Source organism: Pseudomonas sp. SC3(2021), from assembly GCF_019856535.1.
Classification (GTDB): domain Bacteria; phylum Pseudomonadota; class Gammaproteobacteria; order Pseudomonadales; family Pseudomonadaceae; genus Aquipseudomonas; species Aquipseudomonas monsensis.
On the sequence record NZ_CP082236.1, the window covers coordinates 5843882 to 5862020 of the forward strand.

Genomic DNA, 18139 nt, shown 5'->3' on the forward strand with positions numbered 1-18139 from the left:
GAGCTGTCCAATAAAACCCGAATTCAAGGAACCAGAATGACCCAGCACGTCCACCGCACCATCGGCACGCCCCTGCGCAGCGGCCTGACCCGCACCCAACTCTGGGAAGCCGCCGACCAAGGCCTGATCAAATGCTGGGAGATCGGCCGCCAGCGCGCCACCCGCTTCCCCGACCTCGCGCAAAAATGCCTTGCCGGCGAACTGCCGGTGCTCGGCTGGAAAGGCGGCGTCAGTCGCAGCCTGAAGAAAAACGAAAAATTCGGCTCGCTGAAGTATCTGGCGCAGTGGCAAGGCTTGCGCGGTGAGGATCTGGATATTGATCTGGGTGAAGAGCGTTCGCTGACCTGCTCGCGGACGAAGATGCGGGTGACGTTTACTCCGGATCGGGCGAAGTATTTCAATCAGCTGGCAGAGGCCGAGGCCTGATTCCGCAAGTGGGTAGCGCTTGTGGCGAGGAAGCTTGCTCGCGCTGGACTGCGCAGCAGGCCCTTTAAAATTCGGAGCGCGTCGCGGCTCAGCGCAAGCCCTCGCCACGTTTCAGACTCGTCCGATCACATCAGTGTCGATTGATGAATCTGCTGATGCATGCACCGAAAACCGCTCCCGATAAGCCTGCGGCGTCACGCCAATTGCCCGCAGAAAACTGCGGCGCAACGTTTCTTCACTGCCAAACCCGCAGTTGGCCGCGATGCGTTTGACCGGCAGGCCGGTGTCGCTGAGCAAGCGCCGGGCGGTTTCGACACGAATCAATTCAATCGCCCGTGCCGGGGTCTGGCCGGTGTCGGCGCGGTAGTGGCGGACGAAACTGCGCTCGCTCATCCCGGCCTGTTCGGCCAGGGTCGGGATGCCGAGGTCGCAGGTGAGGTGTTCGGCGATCCACGCGTGCAGTTCATCAAAGCGATTGCCTTGATTTTGCAGCGACAGAGTTACGCTGAATTGCGATTGCCCGCCCGGGCGTTTGAGGAACACCACCAGGTGCCGCGCCACGTCCAGGGCGATGTCGCGGCCCAGATCTTCCTCGACCATTGCCAGGGCCAGATCAATGCCGGCGGTGACGCCCGCCGAGGTCCAGACCGGGCCGTCGTTGATGAAAATCGGATTGGCCTCGACCTGCAGCTTCGGGTGCTGCTGCGCCAATTGTTCGCAACGGGTCCAGTGGGTGACCACGCGGCGACCGTCGAGCCAGCCGCTGGCGGCGAGCAGAAATGCGCCGGTACATACCGAAGCCACGCGCCGGCATTTGCCGGCATGCTCGCGCACCCAATCCACCAACAGCACATCTTCGGCCGCCGGATAAATGCCCCAGCCACCGGCGATGATCAACGTGTCGCTGGGCAGTTGCGGCAACGGCTCGGCCAACACCGCCAACCCCGCCGACGACATCACCGCCCCGCCGCCGCTGGCAATCACGCTCGGCGCATACGGGATCGGCAAGCCGCGCTGACGGGCGATGTCGTTGGCCGAGGCGAACACCTGCAACGGCCCGGTGACATCGAGGATCTGCATGTTGGCAAACGCGAGTACGTGAATGGCTTTGGGCATTTGGCGTAATTCGTGGGGTGATTGGCGTATACGCCAGAACCTACGCGCCTACAGTGAAGCCGTCCACCCCTTTTCATGGAGCAAGAACAATGACGCTGCAGATCGGTTTTCTGTTGTTCCCGCAAGTTCAGCAACTTGACCTGACCGGGCCGTACGACGTGCTCGCCTCGTTGCCGGGCGTGCACGTGCATCTGATCTGGAAGGATTTGATGCCGGTTACCGCCAGCACCGGTCTGCTGCTGAAACCGACCACCACGTTCGAGGATTGCCCGGATCTGGATGTGATCTGCGTGCCAGGCGGTGGTGGCGTCGGCGCGCTGATGGAGGATGAGTTAACGCTGGCCTTCATCAAGCGTCAGGCTGCGCAGGCGAAGTACGTGACATCGGTGTGCACCGGTTCGCTGGTGCTCGGCGCGGCGGGCCTGCTGCAAGGCAAACGTGCGACCACGCATTGGGCGTATCACGATCTGCTGCCAACACTGGGCGCAATTGCGGTGAAGGATCGGGTGGTGCGTGACGGCAATCTGTTTACCGGTGGCGGGATTACGGCGGGGATTGATTTCGCCCTGGTGCTGGCGGCTGAACTGTTCGATGCCGACACGGCGCAATTGGTGCAGTTGCAGCTGGAATATGCGCCGGCGCCGCCGTTCAATGCCGGTAGCCCGGACACCGCGCCGGGGGCGATTGTCGATGAAGCTCGCCTGCGTGCCGCGCCATCGCTGAAGTTGCGCACGGAAATCACCGAGCGTGCGGCGGCGAAACTCAACTTGCGCTAGATCCCAATCCCTACACAAATCCCTTGCTGGAATACTAATCCCCTGTGGGAGCGAGCTTGCTCGCGAAAGCGGTGCATCAGTCGAAACAACTATTGCCTGTCACACCGCTTTCGCGAGCAAGCTCGCTCCCACATTGGGATTTATGTTGGGCCAACGGTATCGGAGCTGTCCCGCTTTACCGCCACACCTTCACTTGTCCCCACGCCCCCACCCGTGTAGAAAGCCCTTCCACATATTCTGCACAGGGACTTTCCATGAAGGCGTTGCCATGGCTCTATCTGGCACTTCTCAGCCTCGGTTACGGGTGGGCGCTGAGCTACGGACAGGTCGGCTGGCTGGCGCTGATCAGCATCGGCCTTCTGTTATTTGCCGGATTTGCCGTGCGCCAGCAACAGGTACCGGTGGCGCGGTTTCTCGGTCATGGTCTGTTTATCGTCCTCGCCCTGTCGCTGGCCCTGCACTGGTTACCGGGTTTCTACAATGGTCGCGCCATCGACCCGCAGCGCTTCACCGACAACGCCGTGCCGTTCGCGATGTACCTGAATCTGGACAAACCGCTGATTGGTTTCTGGTTGTTGCTGGTCTGTCCGTGGATTGTCGCGCGGCGGTCGTTGCGCCTGACCGTATATGCCACCCTCCTCGCCCTGACCCTGAGCGCCATCCTCGCCCTCGGCGGCGCACTGTTGCTTGGCGTCATCACTTGGGCGCCAAAGTGGCCGGACCCGGCGTGGCTGTGGGTGTTGAACAACCTGCTGCTGGTGACACTGGTCGAAGAAGCGCTGTTTCGCGGCTATATACAGGGCGGGCTCAGCCGGCGCTTCCAGCACCTGCCCTACGGCGACAACCTCGCCCTGTTGCTGGCCTCGCTGCTGTTCGGCCTGGTGCACGCCGGTGCCGGCTGGACCTGGGTGTTGCTGGCGGGTCTGGCCGGTGTCGGCTATGGTCTGGCCTACCGTTTTGGCGGGCTGGGTGCGGCGATCGCCACGCACTTCGGGCTGAACCTGCTGCACTTTGCGCTGTTCACCTATCCGATGCTGGCGAGTTGAAGCAAGGCCCGTTTTGCGACGCCGTACTTATTACTGAAAAAAAACTTCAATAATTTCCTGACATCGCCGACAACCTTTCAAAGCCTTGCGGATTGAAAAACCATGCGTAACAACCAGCCCATTACACAACGCGAACGGACTTTCCCGGCTCAGCAGCGGTTGATCTCCACAACCGACGCCAAGGGCGTGATCACCTACTGCAACGACGCTTTCGTCGAGATCAGCGGGTTTTCGCGTGAAGAACTGATCCGTGCGCCGCACAACCTGGTCCGTCACCCCGACGTCCCGGCGGCGGTGTTTTCGCACATGTGGGGCACACTGAAACAAGGCTTGCCATGGATGGGCATTGTCAAGAATCGCTGCAAATCCGGTGACCATTACTGGGTGAACGCCTACGTGACACCGGTGTTCGATGGCAGTCAGGTGATCGGTTACGAGTCGGTGCGGATCAAACCCACCGCCGAACAGATCCGCCGTGCCGAAGCGCTCTACCAACGCATCAACCAGGGCAAGTCGGCGATCCCTTCCAGCGATAAATGGCTGCCGGTGCTGCAAGACTGGCTGCCGTTCATTCTGGTCAGCCAACTGAGCTTCGTGATCGGCGCGACCCTCAACTCGCACTGGGGCTTCGCCCTCGCGGCCGGTTTGTCGGTGCCGCTGGGCCTGATGGGCCTGCAATGGCAGCAACGCGGGCTCAAGCGCCTGCTGCGCCTGGCCGAGCAGACCACTTCCGACCCGCTGATCGCGCAGATGTACACCGACAGCCGTGGCGCCCAGGCGCGTCTGGAAATGTCCATCCTCAGCCAGGAAGCGCGCCTGAAAACCTGCCTGACCCGTCTGCAGGACACCGCCGAACACCTGACCGATCAGGCCAAACAGTCCGACGCCCTGGCGCACAACAGCTCCAGCGGCCTGGAACGCCAACGCGTGGAAACCGAACAGGTCGCCACCGCCGTCAACCAGATGGCCGCGACCACTCAGGAAGTGGCGAGCCACGTGCAGCGCACTGCTGACGCGACTCAGGAAGCCAATCGCCTGACCGGTCGCGGTCGTGACATTGCCGGCGAAACCCGTGAAGCCATTCAGCGTTTGTCGGTGGTCGTCGGCGAAACCGGCCTGACCGTGACCCAACTGGCCAAGGACAGCGACGAAATCGGCGGCGTAGTTGATGTGATCAAAGGCATCGCCGACCAGACCAACCTGCTCGCCCTCAACGCTGCCATCGAAGCGGCCCGTGCCGGCGAGATGGGCCGTGGTTTCGCGGTAGTGGCTGACGAAGTTCGCCAACTGGCGCAACGCACCAGCGAATCGACCGGGCAGATTCATGCCCTGATCGCCAAGTTGCAGCAGACCGCTTCGAGTGCCGTGCAAACCATGGAAGCCGGGCATCGTCAGGCCGAAGAAGGTGTGGCGCGGGTACTGGAGGCGGATCAGGCACTGGTCGGGATCAGTGAAGCGGTGGCCAACATCACCGACATGACCACGCAGATTGCTGCCGCGACCGAAGAGCAAAGTGCGGTGGCTGAAGAGATCAGCCGCAACATCAGCAATATTTCGGAACTGGCGGATCAGACTTCCGAGCAGGCACATAACTCGGCGTTGCTGAGTGAAGAACTGACGAAGACGGCGAATACGCAGTACTCGTTGGTGGAGCGGTTTAACCGCTGATTGAACTGGCGATAACAAAAAACCCGGAGGGCGAGAGCTTCCGGGTTTTTTGTTGCTTGTCTGAAAGTGATGGTGCTTGGCAGACCGCTTTCGCGAGCAAGCTCGCTCCCACATTGGAACTGCTTGGGACCACAGTTTTGTGTCCGACGACAATCTCCTGTGGGAGCGAGCCTGCTCGCGAAGAGGCCTTCTCTGCCGGCGAAGATCTCACTCAAGCAATGCAGACACTGCCTACAACTCGCCCAGAATGCGCCGACTGGTGCTCGTTGGGGCCAGGTTCTATTGTTTGCCGGTCAAAACTTATTCACATAAGCTGGTCAGCATGAATACACATCCTTCGGAGGCTCCGATGGCCACCACCCGAAAAACCGACAAACCCAGCAAAAAGGAAGTTCGTGAAGAACTGACATTCCTTGATGTTCGGCAAGCCGCGCGTGATGGGCAGAAAGTGTTCGATAAATTTGTGATCACTGGCAGGCTACCTATTACAAAGTAGGCCTGGATGCCAGCCATCAAAATTTCTGCACTTTTTGAACGAATCAAGAACTGGCAGAACTTTGCTGCACACTTCTACAACTACAAAATTTGCGATGAATTACCTGCCATTTTCGGGCGGGATGAACGACTCGATCTGAGCGACATGCACCACATCCACCTTGCCAGTACACAGTCACTGCAGGCTCGATGGGCAAAAATCAATCGCCAGTATTACCGGACAGCATTGGTTAATGATGCTGACAATGACTTTTGGCTGATTTATGCCTATGACGCTTTTCGGGATGAATACTTGCTACTGACAATCACCGGCCCGGATGCCCATAACCGAAGCGAGTGGGGGTCATTTTTGCGCACCGTGCATTGTGAAATCGTTGAACCCTGGGCATTAGGCAGGATTATCTTTCCCGATCTGGATGATTTGTGACTCAAAGAGCTGATCGAGACCGGCAACAAGCGAAAGATCGCTACCTGCGCACCGTCCATGCCCAATGATCTGTAAGGACTGTTGCAGGCTGCGATCCTTTGATCCTGCAAAACCGGGTAGCGAAAGCTTCCGGTTTTTTATTGCGTGTCTGAAATTGATAGTGCTTGGCAGACCACCTTCGCGAGCAGGGCTTGCTCCCACTTTGGAACGTAGTGGGATCACAGATTTGTGTCCGACGACAATCCCTTGTGGGATCGAGCCTGCTCGCGATGAGGCCATAACAGCCGGCGAAATTACTGAGGCAACTTCAGCTTATCCAGCAGCCGATTGACCAACAGCTCATTGAGCATGATCACCTGTTGCAGCGCCAGCAGCGGTTTGCGCTCCGGGCCGCCGATTGAGTTGGCGATATTGCCGGCCATGGCGTGGGCGTAAGAAAGCGACTCGCTCGCCTCGACCAGCAGGGTTTCGTCGTCCAGCGTGGGATCGACGAGATAGACGGGGCGAAACTTGGGCGAGCTTGGCGGGGCCGCCAGGTCTTCGGGCTTGAGGTAGTAGTCGAGAGCGCGGTCGGTTGCTTCTTTGACCTTTTGCGAGCTGAGCGCTGGGTCGTGGGGGATTGGATCTGTGGGTGGTGGGTTTGGTGTGATTTTGAACATGGATGAAACTCCTATCGCAGTTTAAGGAGCCATCACTCTCGCTACCAAACGAGTGGGTGGTGGCCATACGCGGGTTGGTAGACCGGCTGCAATAGGAACCCGGCGCTCACGAGTGAGCCCCACGCATGACCACCATAAAACCGAGCCTCAAGAAAGAGACTCTATACGGTGTTGCCACACAGCTATTACAGACGGGCTACCAAACCCGATCACTGATTTGCAGTGACAGGCAAACGATATAGCCCGGCCTATAGCCGCGTAAGCCGGCGGATTCTGGCGTACGCGTAGGCAACGGCGCAAGGTGTTGTAGGCTCGATGGCGTAACGTGCTGTGTGATTTAAACGTGCTTGCGCAATCATGTTTACGCACAGGAAATGCTGGACAGTGATCGCTTCCAGTTCTTTACCGTGTCAGCAGAATCGCCCCTCACCCTAACCCTCTCCCTGAGGGAGAGGGGACTGACCGAGGTGTTTGGGCAAGATACGCCGACGTGCGATACCGCGTTGAACTCAGATTCTGAAACAGATCAAAAGCCCCTCACCCTAACCCTCTCCCCGAGGGAGAGGGGACTGATCGAGGTGTTTGGATGAGGTACGCCGACGTGCGATACCGCGTTGAACTCCAGCTTTGAAAAGCACACATATCGGCCCTTCTCCATCCCAGAGAAAGGGACTGACCGAGGTGTTTGGGAGAGCTACGCCGACGTGAAATACCGCGTTGAACTCAGATTCTGAAACAGATCAAAAGCCCCTCACCCTAACCCTCTCCCTGTATGTACCGGACACATGGTGGACAGGTGTTCGGAGACATGGTGGACACTTTTTAATAGGCACATTGCTCATCACTAAGGAGATGACCTGTGTCTTGGGAAGAGGTGTCCACTGTGCAGCTTCGTTCAGAATTCGTGCTTTTGGCTCGGCAAGAAGGGGCCAATGTCCGGCAGCTTTGCCGTCGATTTAATATCAGCCCAAGCACCGCCTATAAATGGCTTAACAGGTTTGAAAACCTGGGTGCAGAAGGACTGAACGATCAGTCTCGACGACCGAAGACATCACCCAAGCGATGTGCTGATGAGGTTGAACAGCAGATTCTGACCGTGAGTCAGGAGTACGCGGCCTGGGGCGCTCGCAAGCTCAAACGTGTGTTGGAAGACAATGGCTTAGTGATGCCTTCAGTCAGTACCGTGCATGCGGTTTTACAGCGTCATTCACGCGTTGATCCAAAGGCCGCCGAGATCAAACCGTTTATCCGTTTTGAGCATGAAGCGCCCAACGATCTTTGGCAGATGGACTTCAAGGGGCATATCAGTCTGGGTCAGGGGCGTTGCCATCCGTTGACGATACTGGACGATCATTCGCGGTTTTCACTGTGCATCGCGGCGTGTATCAATGAGCAGCGCGACACCGTCCAGGAGCATCTGGTCCGGGCCTTTCGGCGCTATGGCCTGCCTTTGCGCATGACGATGGACAACGGCTCTCCATGGGGTGATCAGACAGGCGTTTATACCGCGCTGGAGGTCTGGCTGATGAGTCAAGGCATCAAGGTCGGCCACTCTCGACCTTATCATCCGCAAACCCAGGGAAAGCTGGAACGCTTCCACCGCAGTCTGAAAAATGAAGTTCTCCAGGGTCAGCACTTTAACGATCTCAACAGCGCGCAACGGGCGTTTGATATCTGGCGTGATATTTACAACCAGAAGCGCCCGCATCAAGCGCTGGACATGCAGGTTCCTGCTACTCGGTACAGCAGCAGCTCAAGGGAATATCAGGAGCAACCCGCAGCGCCGGAGTACGACGATGGTGATGTGGTCAGGAAGGTTCAGGTAAAGGGCGAGATCTACTGGAGGAACCGTGAATACACAGTCGGGAAAGCTTTTTACGGGAAGTCAGTAGCTATCCGGGAAACGACGGAGGACGGCATCCACGATGTCTACTGGAGTAGACATCGCATCGCCCGAATCGACTTGAACTTGCAGATCGTTACAGCAGGTAAGAAGATCTAAAACCGTCCACCATGTCTCCGAACATGTGTCCACCATGTCTCCGGTACATACACTCCCCGAGGGAGAGGGGACTGACCGAGATGTTTGGGCAAGATACGCCGACGTGCGATACCGCGTTGAACTCAGATTCTGAAAGGCTCACAAATCGGCTCCCTCTCCCTCTGGGAGAGGGCTGGGGTGAGGGAAAATCCACCACAAATCCAAAGCCGACCACACTGTGGCTCTTCACCACTCAACAGGATGAGCGTTAGCTCGGCTGCAGCTTTTGATCTGTAAGGCGACGTCGGAAGGCTGAGTGGAGGGATTGATCCGGGCGTGGGAGCGCAGCGACCGTTTGGCGAAGCCAAACACAGCGAGAGGAGGTGCAGCGAAGCAAACCGGAGGCGCTGCGCCCGGATCACTCCCGGAGCGAAGGAACCCCGAGCCTCAGCGAGCGGGCCGCACGTAGGAGCAAGCCTTTTTGGTTACTTTTTCGGCGTCTGGAAAAAGTGACCCGCCGTAAGGGCGGAACCCTAAGTGGCCGTTACCGCAGCAATGGATATGTACCCAAAACAAAAACTGCGGCGCGTCCAAGATCTATCCCCCAAGGGGGCGAGGGGGAAAGGGAGCCGATCTTCATCTGGTTCAGAATCTCGGTTAACCCTTGAGAAACTCGGCCACCTTCTGCGCGGCGCTAGCCAAATGCTGTTCATGGGTAAACCCGGAAACCTTCAACGGCTTCAAATCATGATCCCCAGCCACCAGCCACGCCACCTCAATACTCGGTGACAAGCTGTAAGCCTCAACCGCCTCACGATTGCCCAGCGCATCCCGCTCCCCCTGCACAATCAACGTCCGCGTCTGCAAAGAAGCCAAATGCTCAACCCGAGGCTTCTCCGGCTTCCCCACCGCATAAAACGGATAGCCCAGACACACCAACGCATCAACCCCCAACTCATCAGCCAGCAGACTCGCCATCCGCCCGCCCATCGACTTCCCGCCAATGGCCAAAACCCCAGCGACATGACGCCGCACCTCGGCATACACCTCACGCCAACATTCCTGCAATTTCGCAGCAGGATTCGGCGGGCGCTTCACCCCATCCACCCGCCGCTGCGCCATATACGGAAACTCAAACCGCAACACATTCACCCCAAGCACGGCAAGGCGCCCAGCCATATCGTTCATCCAGTCACTGTCCATCGGCGCCCCCGCCCCGTGCGCCAGGATCAACGTCGCCGAAGCCTTACCCGTGGCGGCATCCCACAACCATCCATGATCACGCACACACTGCGCCCATTGATCCCCGTCAATACTGGCCTTGTGCTGTTTGTCCATGCTTGCCTCGCTTTTAGTCTGCCTATAACTCCAGACGAAGGATTCGCGGCGTTCTCGCGCGCGCTCACTTCGGCTGAACCGTGGATGGGGAACCATGAACACTTCTATCAGTACCGCCTACAACTACAAGGTGGTCCGCCAATTCGCCATTATGACGGTGGTGTGGGGCATCGTCGGCATGGGCCTCGGGGTTTTTCTCGCGGCCCAATTGGTCTGGCCTGAACTCAACTTCAATTTGCCCTGGACCAGTTTCGGCCGTCTGCGCCCGCTGCACACCAACGCGGTGATCTTCGCGTTCGGTGGCTGTGCGCTGTTCGCCAGTTCGTTCTACTCGGTGCAACGCACCTGCCAGACCCAATTGTTTGCGCCGAAAATCGCCGCATTCTGCTTCTGGGGCTGGCAACTGGTGATCCTCCTGGCCGCGATCAGCCTGCCACTGGGTTACACCAGTTCCAAGGAATACGCCGAGCTGGAATGGCCGATCGACATCCTGATCACCATCGTCTGGGTCGCCTACGCCATCGTGTTCTTCGGCACGATCATGCAGCGCAAAACCAAGCACATCTATGTGGGCAACTGGTTCTTCGGCGCGTTCATCATCACCGTGGCAATCCTGCACATCGTCAACAACCTTGAGTTGCCGGTGAGTTTCACCAAGTCCTACTCGGTGTACGCCGGTGCAACCGACGCGATGGTGCAATGGTGGTACGGCCACAACGCCGTGGGCTTTTTCCTCACCGCCGGTTTCCTCGGGATGATGTACTACTTCGTACCGAAGCAGGCCGAACGTCCGGTGTATTCGTATCGCCTGTCGATCGTGCACTTCTGGGCTTTGATCACCCTGTACATCTGGGCCGGCCCGCACCACTTGCACTACACCGCGCTGCCGGACTGGGCACAGTCGCTGGGCATGGTGATGTCGCTGATTCTGCTGGCACCGAGCTGGGGCGGCATGATCAACGGCATGATGACCCTCTCGGGCGCCTGGCATAAGTTGCGCAGCGACCCGATCCTGCGCTTCCTCGTGGTGTCGCTGGCGTTCTACGGCATGTCGACCTTCGAAGGGCCGATGATGGCGATCAAGACCGTCAACGCCCTCTCCCACTACACCGACTGGACCATCGGCCACGTGCACGCCGGCGCTCTCGGCTGGGTGGCGATGATTTCCATCGGCGCGCTGTACCACATGATCCCGAAAGTCTTCGGCAAAGAGCAGATGCACAGCATCGGCCTGATCAACGCGCACTTCTGGCTGGCGACCATCGGCACCGTGCTCTACATCGCCTCGATGTGGGTCAACGGCATCGCCCAGGGCCTGATGTGGCGCGCAGTCAACGAGGACGGCACGCTGACCTACTCCTTCGTCGAAACCCTGGTGGCCAGCCACCCAGGCTTCATCGTGCGACTGGTGGGCGGCGCGATCTTCCTCAGCGGCATGTTCCTGATGGCTTACAACACCTGGCGCACCGTGCGGGCCTCGCAGCCTGCTGACGTCGTTGCTGCCGCGCAGATGGCCTGAGGAGTCCGCCATGAAACACGAAACGATTGAAAAGAACGTCGGCCTGTTAATGCTGCTGATGGTGTTTGCCGTGAGCATCGGCGGCCTGACGCAGATCGTCCCGCTGTTCTTCCAGGACGTCACCAACAAACCGGTGGAAGGCATGAAGCCCTACACCGCGCTGCAACTGGAAGGCCGCGACATCTACATCCGCGAAGGCTGCGTCGGTTGCCACTCGCAGATGATCCGTCCGTTCCGCGCCGAGACCGAGCGCTACGGGCACTACTCGGTTGCGGGCGAAAGCGTATGGGATCACCCGTTCCTGTGGGGTTCGAAGCGCACCGGGCCGGACCTGGCCCGGGTCGGCGCGCGCTACTCGGATGACTGGCACCGCGCGCACTTGTACAACCCGCGCAACGTCGTACCGGAATCGAAAATGCCGGCCTATCCGTGGCTGGTCACGCAGGCGGTCGACAGCAGCCACACCGAAACCAAGCTCAAGACCATGCGTACCCTCGGCGTGCCATACACCGACGACGACATCAGCGGCGCGGTCGCCAGCCTCAAGGGCAAGACCGAAATGGACGCGCTCGTCTCCTACCTGCAAGTGCTCGGCACTGCGATCAAGAGCAAGAGGTGAGCCATGGTCATTGAAATGAGTGCAGGCCTGATTCGCGGCCTCGGTACGGTTGTGGTGTTCGTCGCCTTCGTCGGCCTGACGTTGTGGGTGTTCAACCGCAAACGCACCCCGGAATTCGCCGAAGCGCGTCTGCTGCCGTTCGCCGACGAGCCGCAACCCGACACTACCCCCGCATCTGAAACAAGGAGTACCCGGCCATGACCACCTTCTGGAGTACGTGGATCTGCGTACTGACCATCGGCAGCCTGATCGGCCTGACGTGGCTGCTGATCGGCACTCGCCGGGGCGAGACCAAGGGCAGTGTCGACCAGACCATGGGCCACAGCTTCGACGGCATCGAGGAGTACGACAACCCGCTGCCGCAGTGGTGGTTCATGCTGTTCGCCGGCACGCTGGTGTTTTCCGTGGGCTACCTGATCCTGTATCCGGCCCTGGGCAACTGGAAAGGCATCCTGCCGGGCTACGAGGACGGCTGGACCGGCGTCCACGAGTGGGAAAAGGAGATGAACAAGGCCGACGCCAAATTCGGGCCAATCTTCGCCAAATTTGCCGCGATGCCGGTGGAAGAAGTGGCGAAGGACCCGCAGGCGCTGAAAATGGGTGGCCGCTTGTTCGCCTCCAACTGCTCGGTGTGCCACGGCTCCGATGCCAAGGGCGCGTTCGGTTTCCCTAACCTGGCCGACAGCGACTGGCGCTGGGGCGGCAGTGCCGAGACCATCAAGACCACCATCATGGGTGGGCGGATGGCGGCAATGCCGGCCTGGGGCGAAGTGCTCGGTGAGGCGGGGGTGAAGAACGTCGCCGCTTACGTGCGCCACGAACTGGCCGGCCTGCCATTGCCGGCGGACAGCAAAGCTGATCTGCAAGCCGGACAGCAGGCGTTCAGCACCACTTGCGTAGCCTGTCATGGGGCAACCGGCCAAGGCACTGAAGCCATGGGTGCGCCGAATCTGACGCACCCGGCCGGGTTTATCTATGGCACCAGCCTGACCCAACTCGAACAGACCATTCGCCATGGCCGCCAGGGTCACATGCCGGCGCAGAACGAGTTGCTGGGCAACGATAAAGTGCAACTTCTGGCTGCTTATGTGTACAGCCTGTCGCACGGATTGAATACAGAAAAACTGATTACTGAAGACAAGAAACAGTAAGCATTGCGCACACCTCTGCCGCATCGTTCTCGGTGCGGCAGCATCCAGCCCCTTTGCGACGCATTGTCGCACCCCTTAACACCCTCGCCTTTCGAATCCCCCGAATCGGGTCTACGCTTGCTCGATGCGGACTGGCCCGTGCCGGTTCCAGGTCGACCCTGAGCGATGTGTTCGACAAATCGCCTGACTGACAGGGCGCAAAGCCCGGTAGATACCGGCTGTCGCGTCGATGACCGTCCGTCACCCGATCACTGCGTTCGAACACACCCCGTTACAACTGACCTGAACCCCTCACTTTTTTTCGTCCGCTGCGACATTTTGTCCAAGGCCAATTTTGTCCTTACGCGGCGTATGGAAAGGCCGCAGAATCAGCGTTGGAAAGCATTGACCCAGGTCATGGCGCGTTGCAATGACCCCCTGCTCTCTGCATACTTGCGGCCGATTTTAATCCTAATAAAACACCTAAACCGTGGAACCTTAGAATGAGCACAGCAATCAGTCCGACTGCTTATAACTATAAGGTAGTCCGCCAGTTCGCCATCATGACGGTGGTCTGGGGGATCCTTGGCATGGGGCTCGGTGTCTTCATCGCCTCGCAACTGGTCTGGCCGGAGTTGAACTTCGGTCTGCCGTGGACGAGCTTTGGACGCCTGCGCCCGTTGCACACAAACCTGGTGATTTTCGCCTTCGGTGGTTGTGCACTGTTTGCCACTTCCTACTATGTCGTGCAGCGAACCTGCCAGACGCGACTGATTTCCGACAGCCTCGCGGCCTTCACCTTCTGGGGCTGGCAAGCGGTGATCGTCGGCGCGATCATTACCTTGCCGCTGGGTTACACCACCACCAAGGAATACGCGGAACTGGAATGGCCGCTCGCCATTCTGCTGGCGATTGTCTGGGTCACCTACGGGCTGGTGTTCTTCGGCACCATCACCAAGCGCAAGACCAAGCACATCTACGTCGGTAACTGGTTCTACGGCGCGTTCATCGTCGTGACCGCGATGCTGCACATCGTCAACCACGCGTCCTTGCCGGTCAGCTTCTTCAAGTCCTACTCCGCCTATTCGGGCGCGACCGACGCGATGATCCAGTGGTGGTACGGCCACAACGCGGTGGGTTTCTTCCTGACCACCGGCTTCCTCGGGATGATGTACTACTTCGTGCCGAAACAGGCCGAACGTCCGATCTACTCCTATCGTCTGTCGATCGTGCACTTCTGGGCACTGATCACCCTGTACATCTGGGCCGGCCCGCACCACCTGCACTACACCGCACTGCCGGATTGGGCACAATCGCTGGGCATGGCGATGTCGATCATCCTCCTGGCGCCAAGCTGGGGCGGCATGATCAACGGCATGATGACCCTGTCGGGCGCCTGGCATAAGCTGCGCACCGACCCGATCCTGCGTTTCCTCGTGGTATCGCTGGCGTTCTACGGCATGTCGACCTTCGAAGGGCCGATGATGGCGATCAAGACCGTCAACTCGCTCTCGCACTACACCGACTGGACCATCGGCCACGTACACGCCGGCGCCCTCGGTTGGGTAGCGATGATCTCGATCGGCGCGATCTACCACATGATTCCGAAACTGTTCGGCCGTGCGCAGATGCACAGTGTCGGTCTGATCAACGCGCACTTCTGGCTCGCGACCATCGGTACCGTGCTGTACATCGCTTCGATGTGGGTCAACGGCATCACTCAGGGCCTGATGTGGCGTGCGATCAACGACGACGGCACCCTCACCTACTCGTTCGTTGAGGCGCTGCAGGCCAGCCACCCTGGCTACATCGTCCGTGCCCTGGGCGGTGCGTTCTTCGCCAGCGGCATGTTCCTGATGGCTTACAACGTCTGGCGCACCGTGCGCGCCTCGAACCCGGCTGAAGCCGAAGCCGCTGCCCAGATCGCTGTCGTTGGAGCTCACTGATGAAGCATGAAGCTGTCGAGAAGAATATTGGCCTGCTGGCCTTCTTCATGGTCATCGCCGTCAGCGTTGGCGGCCTGACCCAAATCGTTCCGCTGTTTTTCCAGGACGTCACCAACAAGCCGGTCGAAGGCATGAAGCCGCGCTCGGCGCTGGAACTGGAAGGCCGCGATGTCTATATCGCCAACGGTTGTGTCGGCTGCCACTCGCAGATGATCCGTCCGTTCCGCGCCGAAACCGAACGCTATGGCCACTACTCGGTTGCCGGTGAAAGCGTGTGGGACCACCCGTTCCTGTGGGGTTCCAAACGTACTGGCCCGGACCTGGCCCGTGTCGGCGGTCGTTACTCCGATGACTGGCAACGTGCGCACTTGTACAACCCGCGCAACGTCGTCCCTGAGTCGAAAATGCCGGCTTACCCGTTCCTCGTGGAAAACAAGCTCGACGGCAAGGAAACCGCCAAGAAAATGGAGGTTTTGCGCACCCTCGGCGTCCCTTACACCGACGAAGACATCGCCGGTGCACAGGATGCCGTGAAGGGCAAAACCGAAATGGACGCGCTGGTGGCCTACCTTCAAGGCCTGGGCACCATCATCAAAAGCAAACGGTGAATTCGATGGATATCGGGATGATTCGTGGCCTCGGCACCGTTGTCGTGATGGTGGCCTTTATCGGTCTGGCCTTGTGGGTATTCAGCCCCAAGCGCAAGTCGGAGTTTGAAGACGCGACCTTGCTGCCTTTTGCGGATGATCCCGAAGCCATCAAGCACGTCGAGCAAGCTTCTAGGAGTAACAAAGAATGACTACATTCTGGAGTCTGTACGTCACAGTCCTCAGTCTCGGTACGATCTTTTCCCTGACCTGGCTGCTGCTGTCGACCCGCAAGGGCCAGCGCAGCGAACAGACGGACGAGACCGTCGGGCACTCCTTCGACGGGATCGAGGAGTACGACAACCCGCTGCCGAAATGGTGGTTCATGCTGTTTGTCGGCACCATCGTCTTTGCCCTGGGTTACCTGGTGTTGTACCCGGGCCTGGGCAACTGGAAAGGCCTGCTGCCGGGCTACAACTACCTCGATAACGACAAGCAGACCGCGTTCGCCAACGGCCAGACCGGCTGGACCGGCGTGCACGAGTGGGAAAAGGAAATGGCCCGCTCGGACGCCAAGTTCGGTCCGATCTTCGCCAAGTTCGCGGCGATGCCGATCGAAGAAGTGGCCAAGGATCCACAGGCACTGAAGATGGGTGGCCGTCTGTTCGCCTCCAACTGCTCGGTGTGCCACGGTTCCGACGCCAAGGGCGCTTACGGTTTCCCGAACCTGACCGACGCCGACTGGCGCTGGGGCGGTGAGCCGGAAACCATCAAGACCACCATCATGGGCGGTCGTCACGCGGTGATGCCGGCCTGGGCTGAAGTCATCGGTGAGCAAGGTGTTGCCGACGTAGCAGCATTCGTCGTGACCAACCTGGATGGCCGCAAACTGCCGGAAGGCACCAAGGCTGACCCGGCCAACGGCGGCAAACTGTTCGCCGCCAACTGCGTGGCCTGCCACGGTCCGGCCGGCAAAGGCACCCCCGCCATGGGCGCGCCTGACCTGACCCATCCGGGCGCGTTCATCTACGGTTCGAGCTTCGCGCAACTGCAGCAGACCATCCGTTACGGCCGTCAGGGCCAGATGCCTGCGCAGGAACAACTGCAAGGCAACGACAAGGTTCACCTGCTGGCGGCGTATGTTTACAGCCTGTCCCACGGCGAAAAAGCACCCGAAGCGAACGCCGAGTAAGGCAAACGCTTGAAGCAAAAAAAGGCCCCGCCAAGTTGATTGGCGGGGCCTTTTTTCATACTGGCATTCATGCCTTGAGACATTTGCTCAATAGACCTGAGCAGCGCTGCCCTGTAGGTTTTTGCCACGCCGATGAGCCACATCGGGTCAACCTTCAAGGATGAAGCCTACATGTCAAAAAATGACGAAAGCACAGTACCAAAACGTTTGCAGCCCCACCCTGATCAGAAAGAAACGCCGGTGAAAACGCCTGTGGCGCCCGCACGCTCACCCGGTCCCAGCACCGCTGGCAGGCCAGCTAACGGTCGTGGCCTGGACGGTCTCGGCGGTGGCAGGTTGCCCTGACAACGGCAGCAAAACACAGCGAATATTCGTCCAACATCCAGCGCCCTGCCCTCTGGAAGAGGCGCTTTCGCCGGTGCCGTTATGACAGTGAACAACCGATCGTGCGCAATCCACCTTTTCGATTGCTGTACAAACTCCAAAGTAGTAACGTTTCTACACCAGAATCACCGGAGGCCGAACATGATGGCCATCACGACTATTTCCAGCCGCGAATTCAACCAGGACACCAGTGCTGCCAAAAAAGCCACGCATCAGGGTCCGGTCATCATTACCGATCGTGGCAGGCCTGCTCATGTACTGCTGAGCATCGAGGAGTATCAGAAACTGACCGGCAGCCAGACCAGCATCGTCGATTTGCTGGTCATGCCGAATGCGCCTGAAATCGAGTTCGAATCCGAGCGCGTCGTCATCACTCCTCGCAGCGTGGACCTGTCTTGATGTTTCTACTCGATACCAACGTAGTTTCAGAGCTGCGAAAACCCCAGGCCGACAAACAGGTGGTGAGGTGGGCAAACAGCGTCACCCCGGCCAGCCTGTATTTATCGGCAATCACGGTGCTGGAACTGGAAACCGGCATCCTGCGTATCGAGCGCCGCGACCCGGCACAAGGAGGGATGCTGCGTAACTGGCTTGAGCGTCACGTCAAACCCGCATTCTCGGGAAGAATCCTGTCAGTCGATACCGCGGTCGCCACCCGATGCGCACAGTTGCATGTGCCTGATCGCAGCAATGAGTGCGACGCCTTGATCGCCGCCACCGCGCTTGTACATGGGCTAACGCTGGTCACCCGTAATGTTGCCGATTTTCAACCCAGCGGCGTTCATCTGATCAACCCATGGGCCGCTGCCAAAAACTGATCATGCAAAGCC

General features: G+C 59.1%; 20 protein-coding genes. 17 read left to right on the forward strand and 3 right to left on the reverse strand.

Going from position 1 to position 18139, the window contains the following annotated elements; genetic code table 11:
- Positions 1–36 precede the first annotated feature (36 nt).
- Positions 37–426, forward strand: a complete 390-nt coding sequence (locus tag K5Y35_RS25895; protein WP_123463529.1) for a hypothetical protein — start codon at positions 37–39, stop codon at positions 424–426.
- Between the two features lie 111 nt (positions 427–537).
- On the opposite strand, the gene K5Y35_RS25900 is transcribed toward K5Y35_RS25895, so the two are convergent.
- Positions 538–1542, reverse strand: a complete 1005-nt coding sequence (locus tag K5Y35_RS25900; RefSeq protein ID WP_222833312.1) for a GlxA family transcriptional regulator — start codon at positions 1540–1542, stop codon at positions 538–540.
- A gap of 89 nt (positions 1543–1631) precedes the next feature.
- On the opposite strand from K5Y35_RS25900, the gene inhA reads away from it, so the two are divergent.
- The 5 genes from inhA to K5Y35_RS25925 all read left to right on the forward strand — a co-directional run bounded on the left by inhA (position 1632) and on the right by K5Y35_RS25925 (position 5954).
- A complete protein-coding gene (gene inhA, locus K5Y35_RS25905) occupies positions 1632–2318 on the forward strand; it encodes an isonitrile hydratase (RefSeq protein WP_222833313.1) in 687 nt (228 codons plus the stop codon).
- Positions 2319–2572: 254 nt separating this feature from the next.
- Positions 2573–3364: a CPBP family intramembrane glutamic endopeptidase gene (locus tag K5Y35_RS25910; protein ID WP_222833314.1), complete on the forward strand. Its 792-nt coding sequence runs from the start codon at positions 2573–2575 to the stop codon at positions 3362–3364.
- Between the two features lie 102 nt (positions 3365–3466).
- On the forward strand, positions 3467–5032 hold the full coding sequence (locus tag K5Y35_RS25915; protein ID WP_123463537.1) for a methyl-accepting chemotaxis protein: 1566 nt from the start codon (positions 3467–3469) through the stop codon (positions 5030–5032).
- 349 nt (positions 5033–5381) lie between these two features.
- Positions 5382–5528, forward strand: a complete 147-nt coding sequence (locus K5Y35_RS25920) for a hypothetical protein (RefSeq protein WP_163005103.1) — start codon at positions 5382–5384, stop codon at positions 5526–5528.
- 6 nt (positions 5529–5534) lie between these two features.
- A complete protein-coding gene (locus tag K5Y35_RS25925) occupies positions 5535–5954 on the forward strand; it encodes a type II toxin-antitoxin system YafO family toxin (RefSeq protein WP_123463541.1) in 420 nt (139 codons plus the stop codon).
- Between the two features lie 293 nt (positions 5955–6247).
- Here K5Y35_RS25925 and K5Y35_RS25930 read toward each other — a convergent pair whose 3' ends face one another.
- On the reverse strand, positions 6248–6613 hold the full coding sequence (locus K5Y35_RS25930) for a DUF6124 family protein (protein ID WP_128615233.1): 366 nt from the start codon (positions 6611–6613) through the stop codon (positions 6248–6250).
- Positions 6614–7472: 859 nt separating this feature from the next.
- Here K5Y35_RS25930 and K5Y35_RS25935 point away from each other — a divergent pair.
- Complete coding sequence (locus K5Y35_RS25935; protein WP_222833315.1) at positions 7473–8615, forward strand: IS481 family transposase; 1143 nt, start codon at positions 7473–7475, stop codon at positions 8613–8615.
- A gap of 636 nt (positions 8616–9251) precedes the next feature.
- On the opposite strand, the gene K5Y35_RS25940 is transcribed toward K5Y35_RS25935, so the two are convergent.
- Positions 9252–9932 (reverse strand): alpha/beta family hydrolase, encoded by a 681-nt coding sequence (locus K5Y35_RS25940; protein WP_222833316.1) that lies wholly within the window; start codon positions 9930–9932, stop codon positions 9252–9254.
- 94 nt (positions 9933–10026) lie between these two features.
- Between K5Y35_RS25940 and ccoN (K5Y35_RS25945) the strand changes: the two genes are divergently transcribed.
- From ccoN (K5Y35_RS25945) to K5Y35_RS25990, 10 genes are all read left to right on the forward strand, one after another.
- Entirely contained in the window at positions 10027–11451 is a 1425-nt protein-coding gene (gene ccoN / locus K5Y35_RS25945; protein WP_041067879.1) for a cytochrome-c oxidase, cbb3-type subunit I, read from the forward strand.
- A gap of 10 nt (positions 11452–11461) precedes the next feature.
- A complete protein-coding gene (ccoO, locus tag K5Y35_RS25950; protein ID WP_003223389.1) occupies positions 11462–12070 on the forward strand; it encodes a cytochrome-c oxidase, cbb3-type subunit II in 609 nt (202 codons plus the stop codon).
- Positions 12071–12073: 3 nt separating this feature from the next.
- On the forward strand, positions 12074–12271 hold the full coding sequence (locus K5Y35_RS25955; RefSeq protein WP_102358145.1) for a cbb3-type cytochrome oxidase subunit 3: 198 nt from the start codon (positions 12074–12076) through the stop codon (positions 12269–12271).
- Positions 12268–13221, forward strand: coding sequence for a cytochrome-c oxidase, cbb3-type subunit III (ccoP, locus tag K5Y35_RS25960; protein WP_222833317.1), 954 nt, complete (start codon positions 12268–12270; stop codon positions 13219–13221). The genes K5Y35_RS25955 and ccoP (K5Y35_RS25960) overlap by 4 nt, the downstream gene beginning before the upstream one ends.
- Before the next feature lie 482 nt (positions 13222–13703).
- Positions 13704–15146 (forward strand): cytochrome-c oxidase, cbb3-type subunit I, encoded by a 1443-nt coding sequence (gene ccoN / locus K5Y35_RS25965; protein ID WP_123463551.1) that lies wholly within the window; start codon positions 13704–13706, stop codon positions 15144–15146.
- On the forward strand, positions 15146–15754 hold the full coding sequence (gene ccoO, locus K5Y35_RS25970; RefSeq protein ID WP_007917161.1) for a cytochrome-c oxidase, cbb3-type subunit II: 609 nt from the start codon (positions 15146–15148) through the stop codon (positions 15752–15754). The genes ccoN (K5Y35_RS25965) and ccoO (K5Y35_RS25970) overlap by 1 nt, the downstream gene beginning before the upstream one ends.
- A 5-nt stretch (positions 15755–15759) precedes the next feature.
- A complete protein-coding gene (locus K5Y35_RS25975) occupies positions 15760–15945 on the forward strand; it encodes a CcoQ/FixQ family Cbb3-type cytochrome c oxidase assembly chaperone (RefSeq protein ID WP_003175465.1) in 186 nt (61 codons plus the stop codon).
- Positions 15942–16925, forward strand: coding sequence for a cytochrome-c oxidase, cbb3-type subunit III (ccoP, locus tag K5Y35_RS25980; RefSeq protein ID WP_123463553.1), 984 nt, complete (start codon positions 15942–15944; stop codon positions 16923–16925). Before K5Y35_RS25975 ends, ccoP (K5Y35_RS25980) begins: the two co-directional genes overlap by 4 nt.
- A 528-nt stretch (positions 16926–17453) precedes the next feature.
- On the forward strand, positions 17454–17708 hold the full coding sequence (locus K5Y35_RS25985) for a type II toxin-antitoxin system Phd/YefM family antitoxin (protein ID WP_185015777.1): 255 nt from the start codon (positions 17454–17456) through the stop codon (positions 17706–17708).
- On the forward strand, positions 17708–18127 hold the full coding sequence (locus K5Y35_RS25990; protein ID WP_123463557.1) for a type II toxin-antitoxin system VapC family toxin: 420 nt from the start codon (positions 17708–17710) through the stop codon (positions 18125–18127). The genes K5Y35_RS25985 and K5Y35_RS25990 overlap by 1 nt, the downstream gene beginning before the upstream one ends.
- The last annotated feature ends 12 nt before the right edge of the window (positions 18128–18139 follow it).

Excerpts from the sequence above, each read along its gene's own strand:
- K5Y35_RS25915 (WP_123463537.1), top strand. The coding sequence starts at position 3,467 with ATGCGTAACAACCAGCCCATTACACAACGCGAACGGACTTTCCCGGCT.
- ccoO (WP_007917161.1), top strand. The coding sequence starts at position 15,146 with ATGAAGCATGAAGCTGTCGAGAAGAATATTGGCCTGCTGGCCTTCTTC.
- K5Y35_RS25910 (WP_222833314.1), top strand. The coding sequence starts at position 2,573 with ATGAAGGCGTTGCCATGGCTCTATCTGGCACTTCTCAGCCTCGGTTAC.
- K5Y35_RS25990 (WP_123463557.1), top strand. The coding sequence starts at position 17,708 with ATGTTTCTACTCGATACCAACGTAGTTTCAGAGCTGCGAAAACCCCAG.
- K5Y35_RS25900 (WP_222833312.1), bottom strand. The coding sequence starts at position 1,542 with ATGCCCAAAGCCATTCACGTACTCGCGTTTGCCAACATGCAGATCCTC.
- K5Y35_RS25920 (WP_163005103.1), top strand. The coding sequence starts at position 5,382 with ATGGCCACCACCCGAAAAACCGACAAACCCAGCAAAAAGGAAGTTCGT.
- ccoP (WP_222833317.1), top strand. The coding sequence starts at position 12,268 with ATGACCACCTTCTGGAGTACGTGGATCTGCGTACTGACCATCGGCAGC.
- ccoO (WP_003223389.1), top strand. The coding sequence starts at position 11,462 with ATGAAACACGAAACGATTGAAAAGAACGTCGGCCTGTTAATGCTGCTG.
- inhA (WP_222833313.1), top strand. The coding sequence starts at position 1,632 with ATGACGCTGCAGATCGGTTTTCTGTTGTTCCCGCAAGTTCAGCAACTT.
- K5Y35_RS25925 (WP_123463541.1), top strand. The coding sequence starts at position 5,535 with ATGCCAGCCATCAAAATTTCTGCACTTTTTGAACGAATCAAGAACTGG.
- K5Y35_RS25985 (WP_185015777.1), top strand. The coding sequence starts at position 17,454 with ATGGCCATCACGACTATTTCCAGCCGCGAATTCAACCAGGACACCAGT.
- ccoN (WP_041067879.1), top strand. The coding sequence starts at position 10,027 with ATGAACACTTCTATCAGTACCGCCTACAACTACAAGGTGGTCCGCCAA.
- ccoP (WP_123463553.1), top strand. The coding sequence starts at position 15,942 with ATGACTACATTCTGGAGTCTGTACGTCACAGTCCTCAGTCTCGGTACG.
- K5Y35_RS25930 (WP_128615233.1), bottom strand. The coding sequence starts at position 6,613 with ATGTTCAAAATCACACCAAACCCACCACCCACAGATCCAATCCCCCAC.
- K5Y35_RS25895 (WP_123463529.1), top strand. The coding sequence starts at position 37 with ATGACCCAGCACGTCCACCGCACCATCGGCACGCCCCTGCGCAGCGGC.
- ccoN (WP_123463551.1), top strand. The coding sequence starts at position 13,704 with ATGAGCACAGCAATCAGTCCGACTGCTTATAACTATAAGGTAGTCCGC.
- K5Y35_RS25975 (WP_003175465.1), top strand. The coding sequence starts at position 15,760 with ATGGATATCGGGATGATTCGTGGCCTCGGCACCGTTGTCGTGATGGTG.
- K5Y35_RS25955 (WP_102358145.1), top strand. The coding sequence starts at position 12,074 with ATGGTCATTGAAATGAGTGCAGGCCTGATTCGCGGCCTCGGTACGGTT.
- K5Y35_RS25940 (WP_222833316.1), bottom strand. The coding sequence starts at position 9,932 with ATGGACAAACAGCACAAGGCCAGTATTGACGGGGATCAATGGGCGCAG.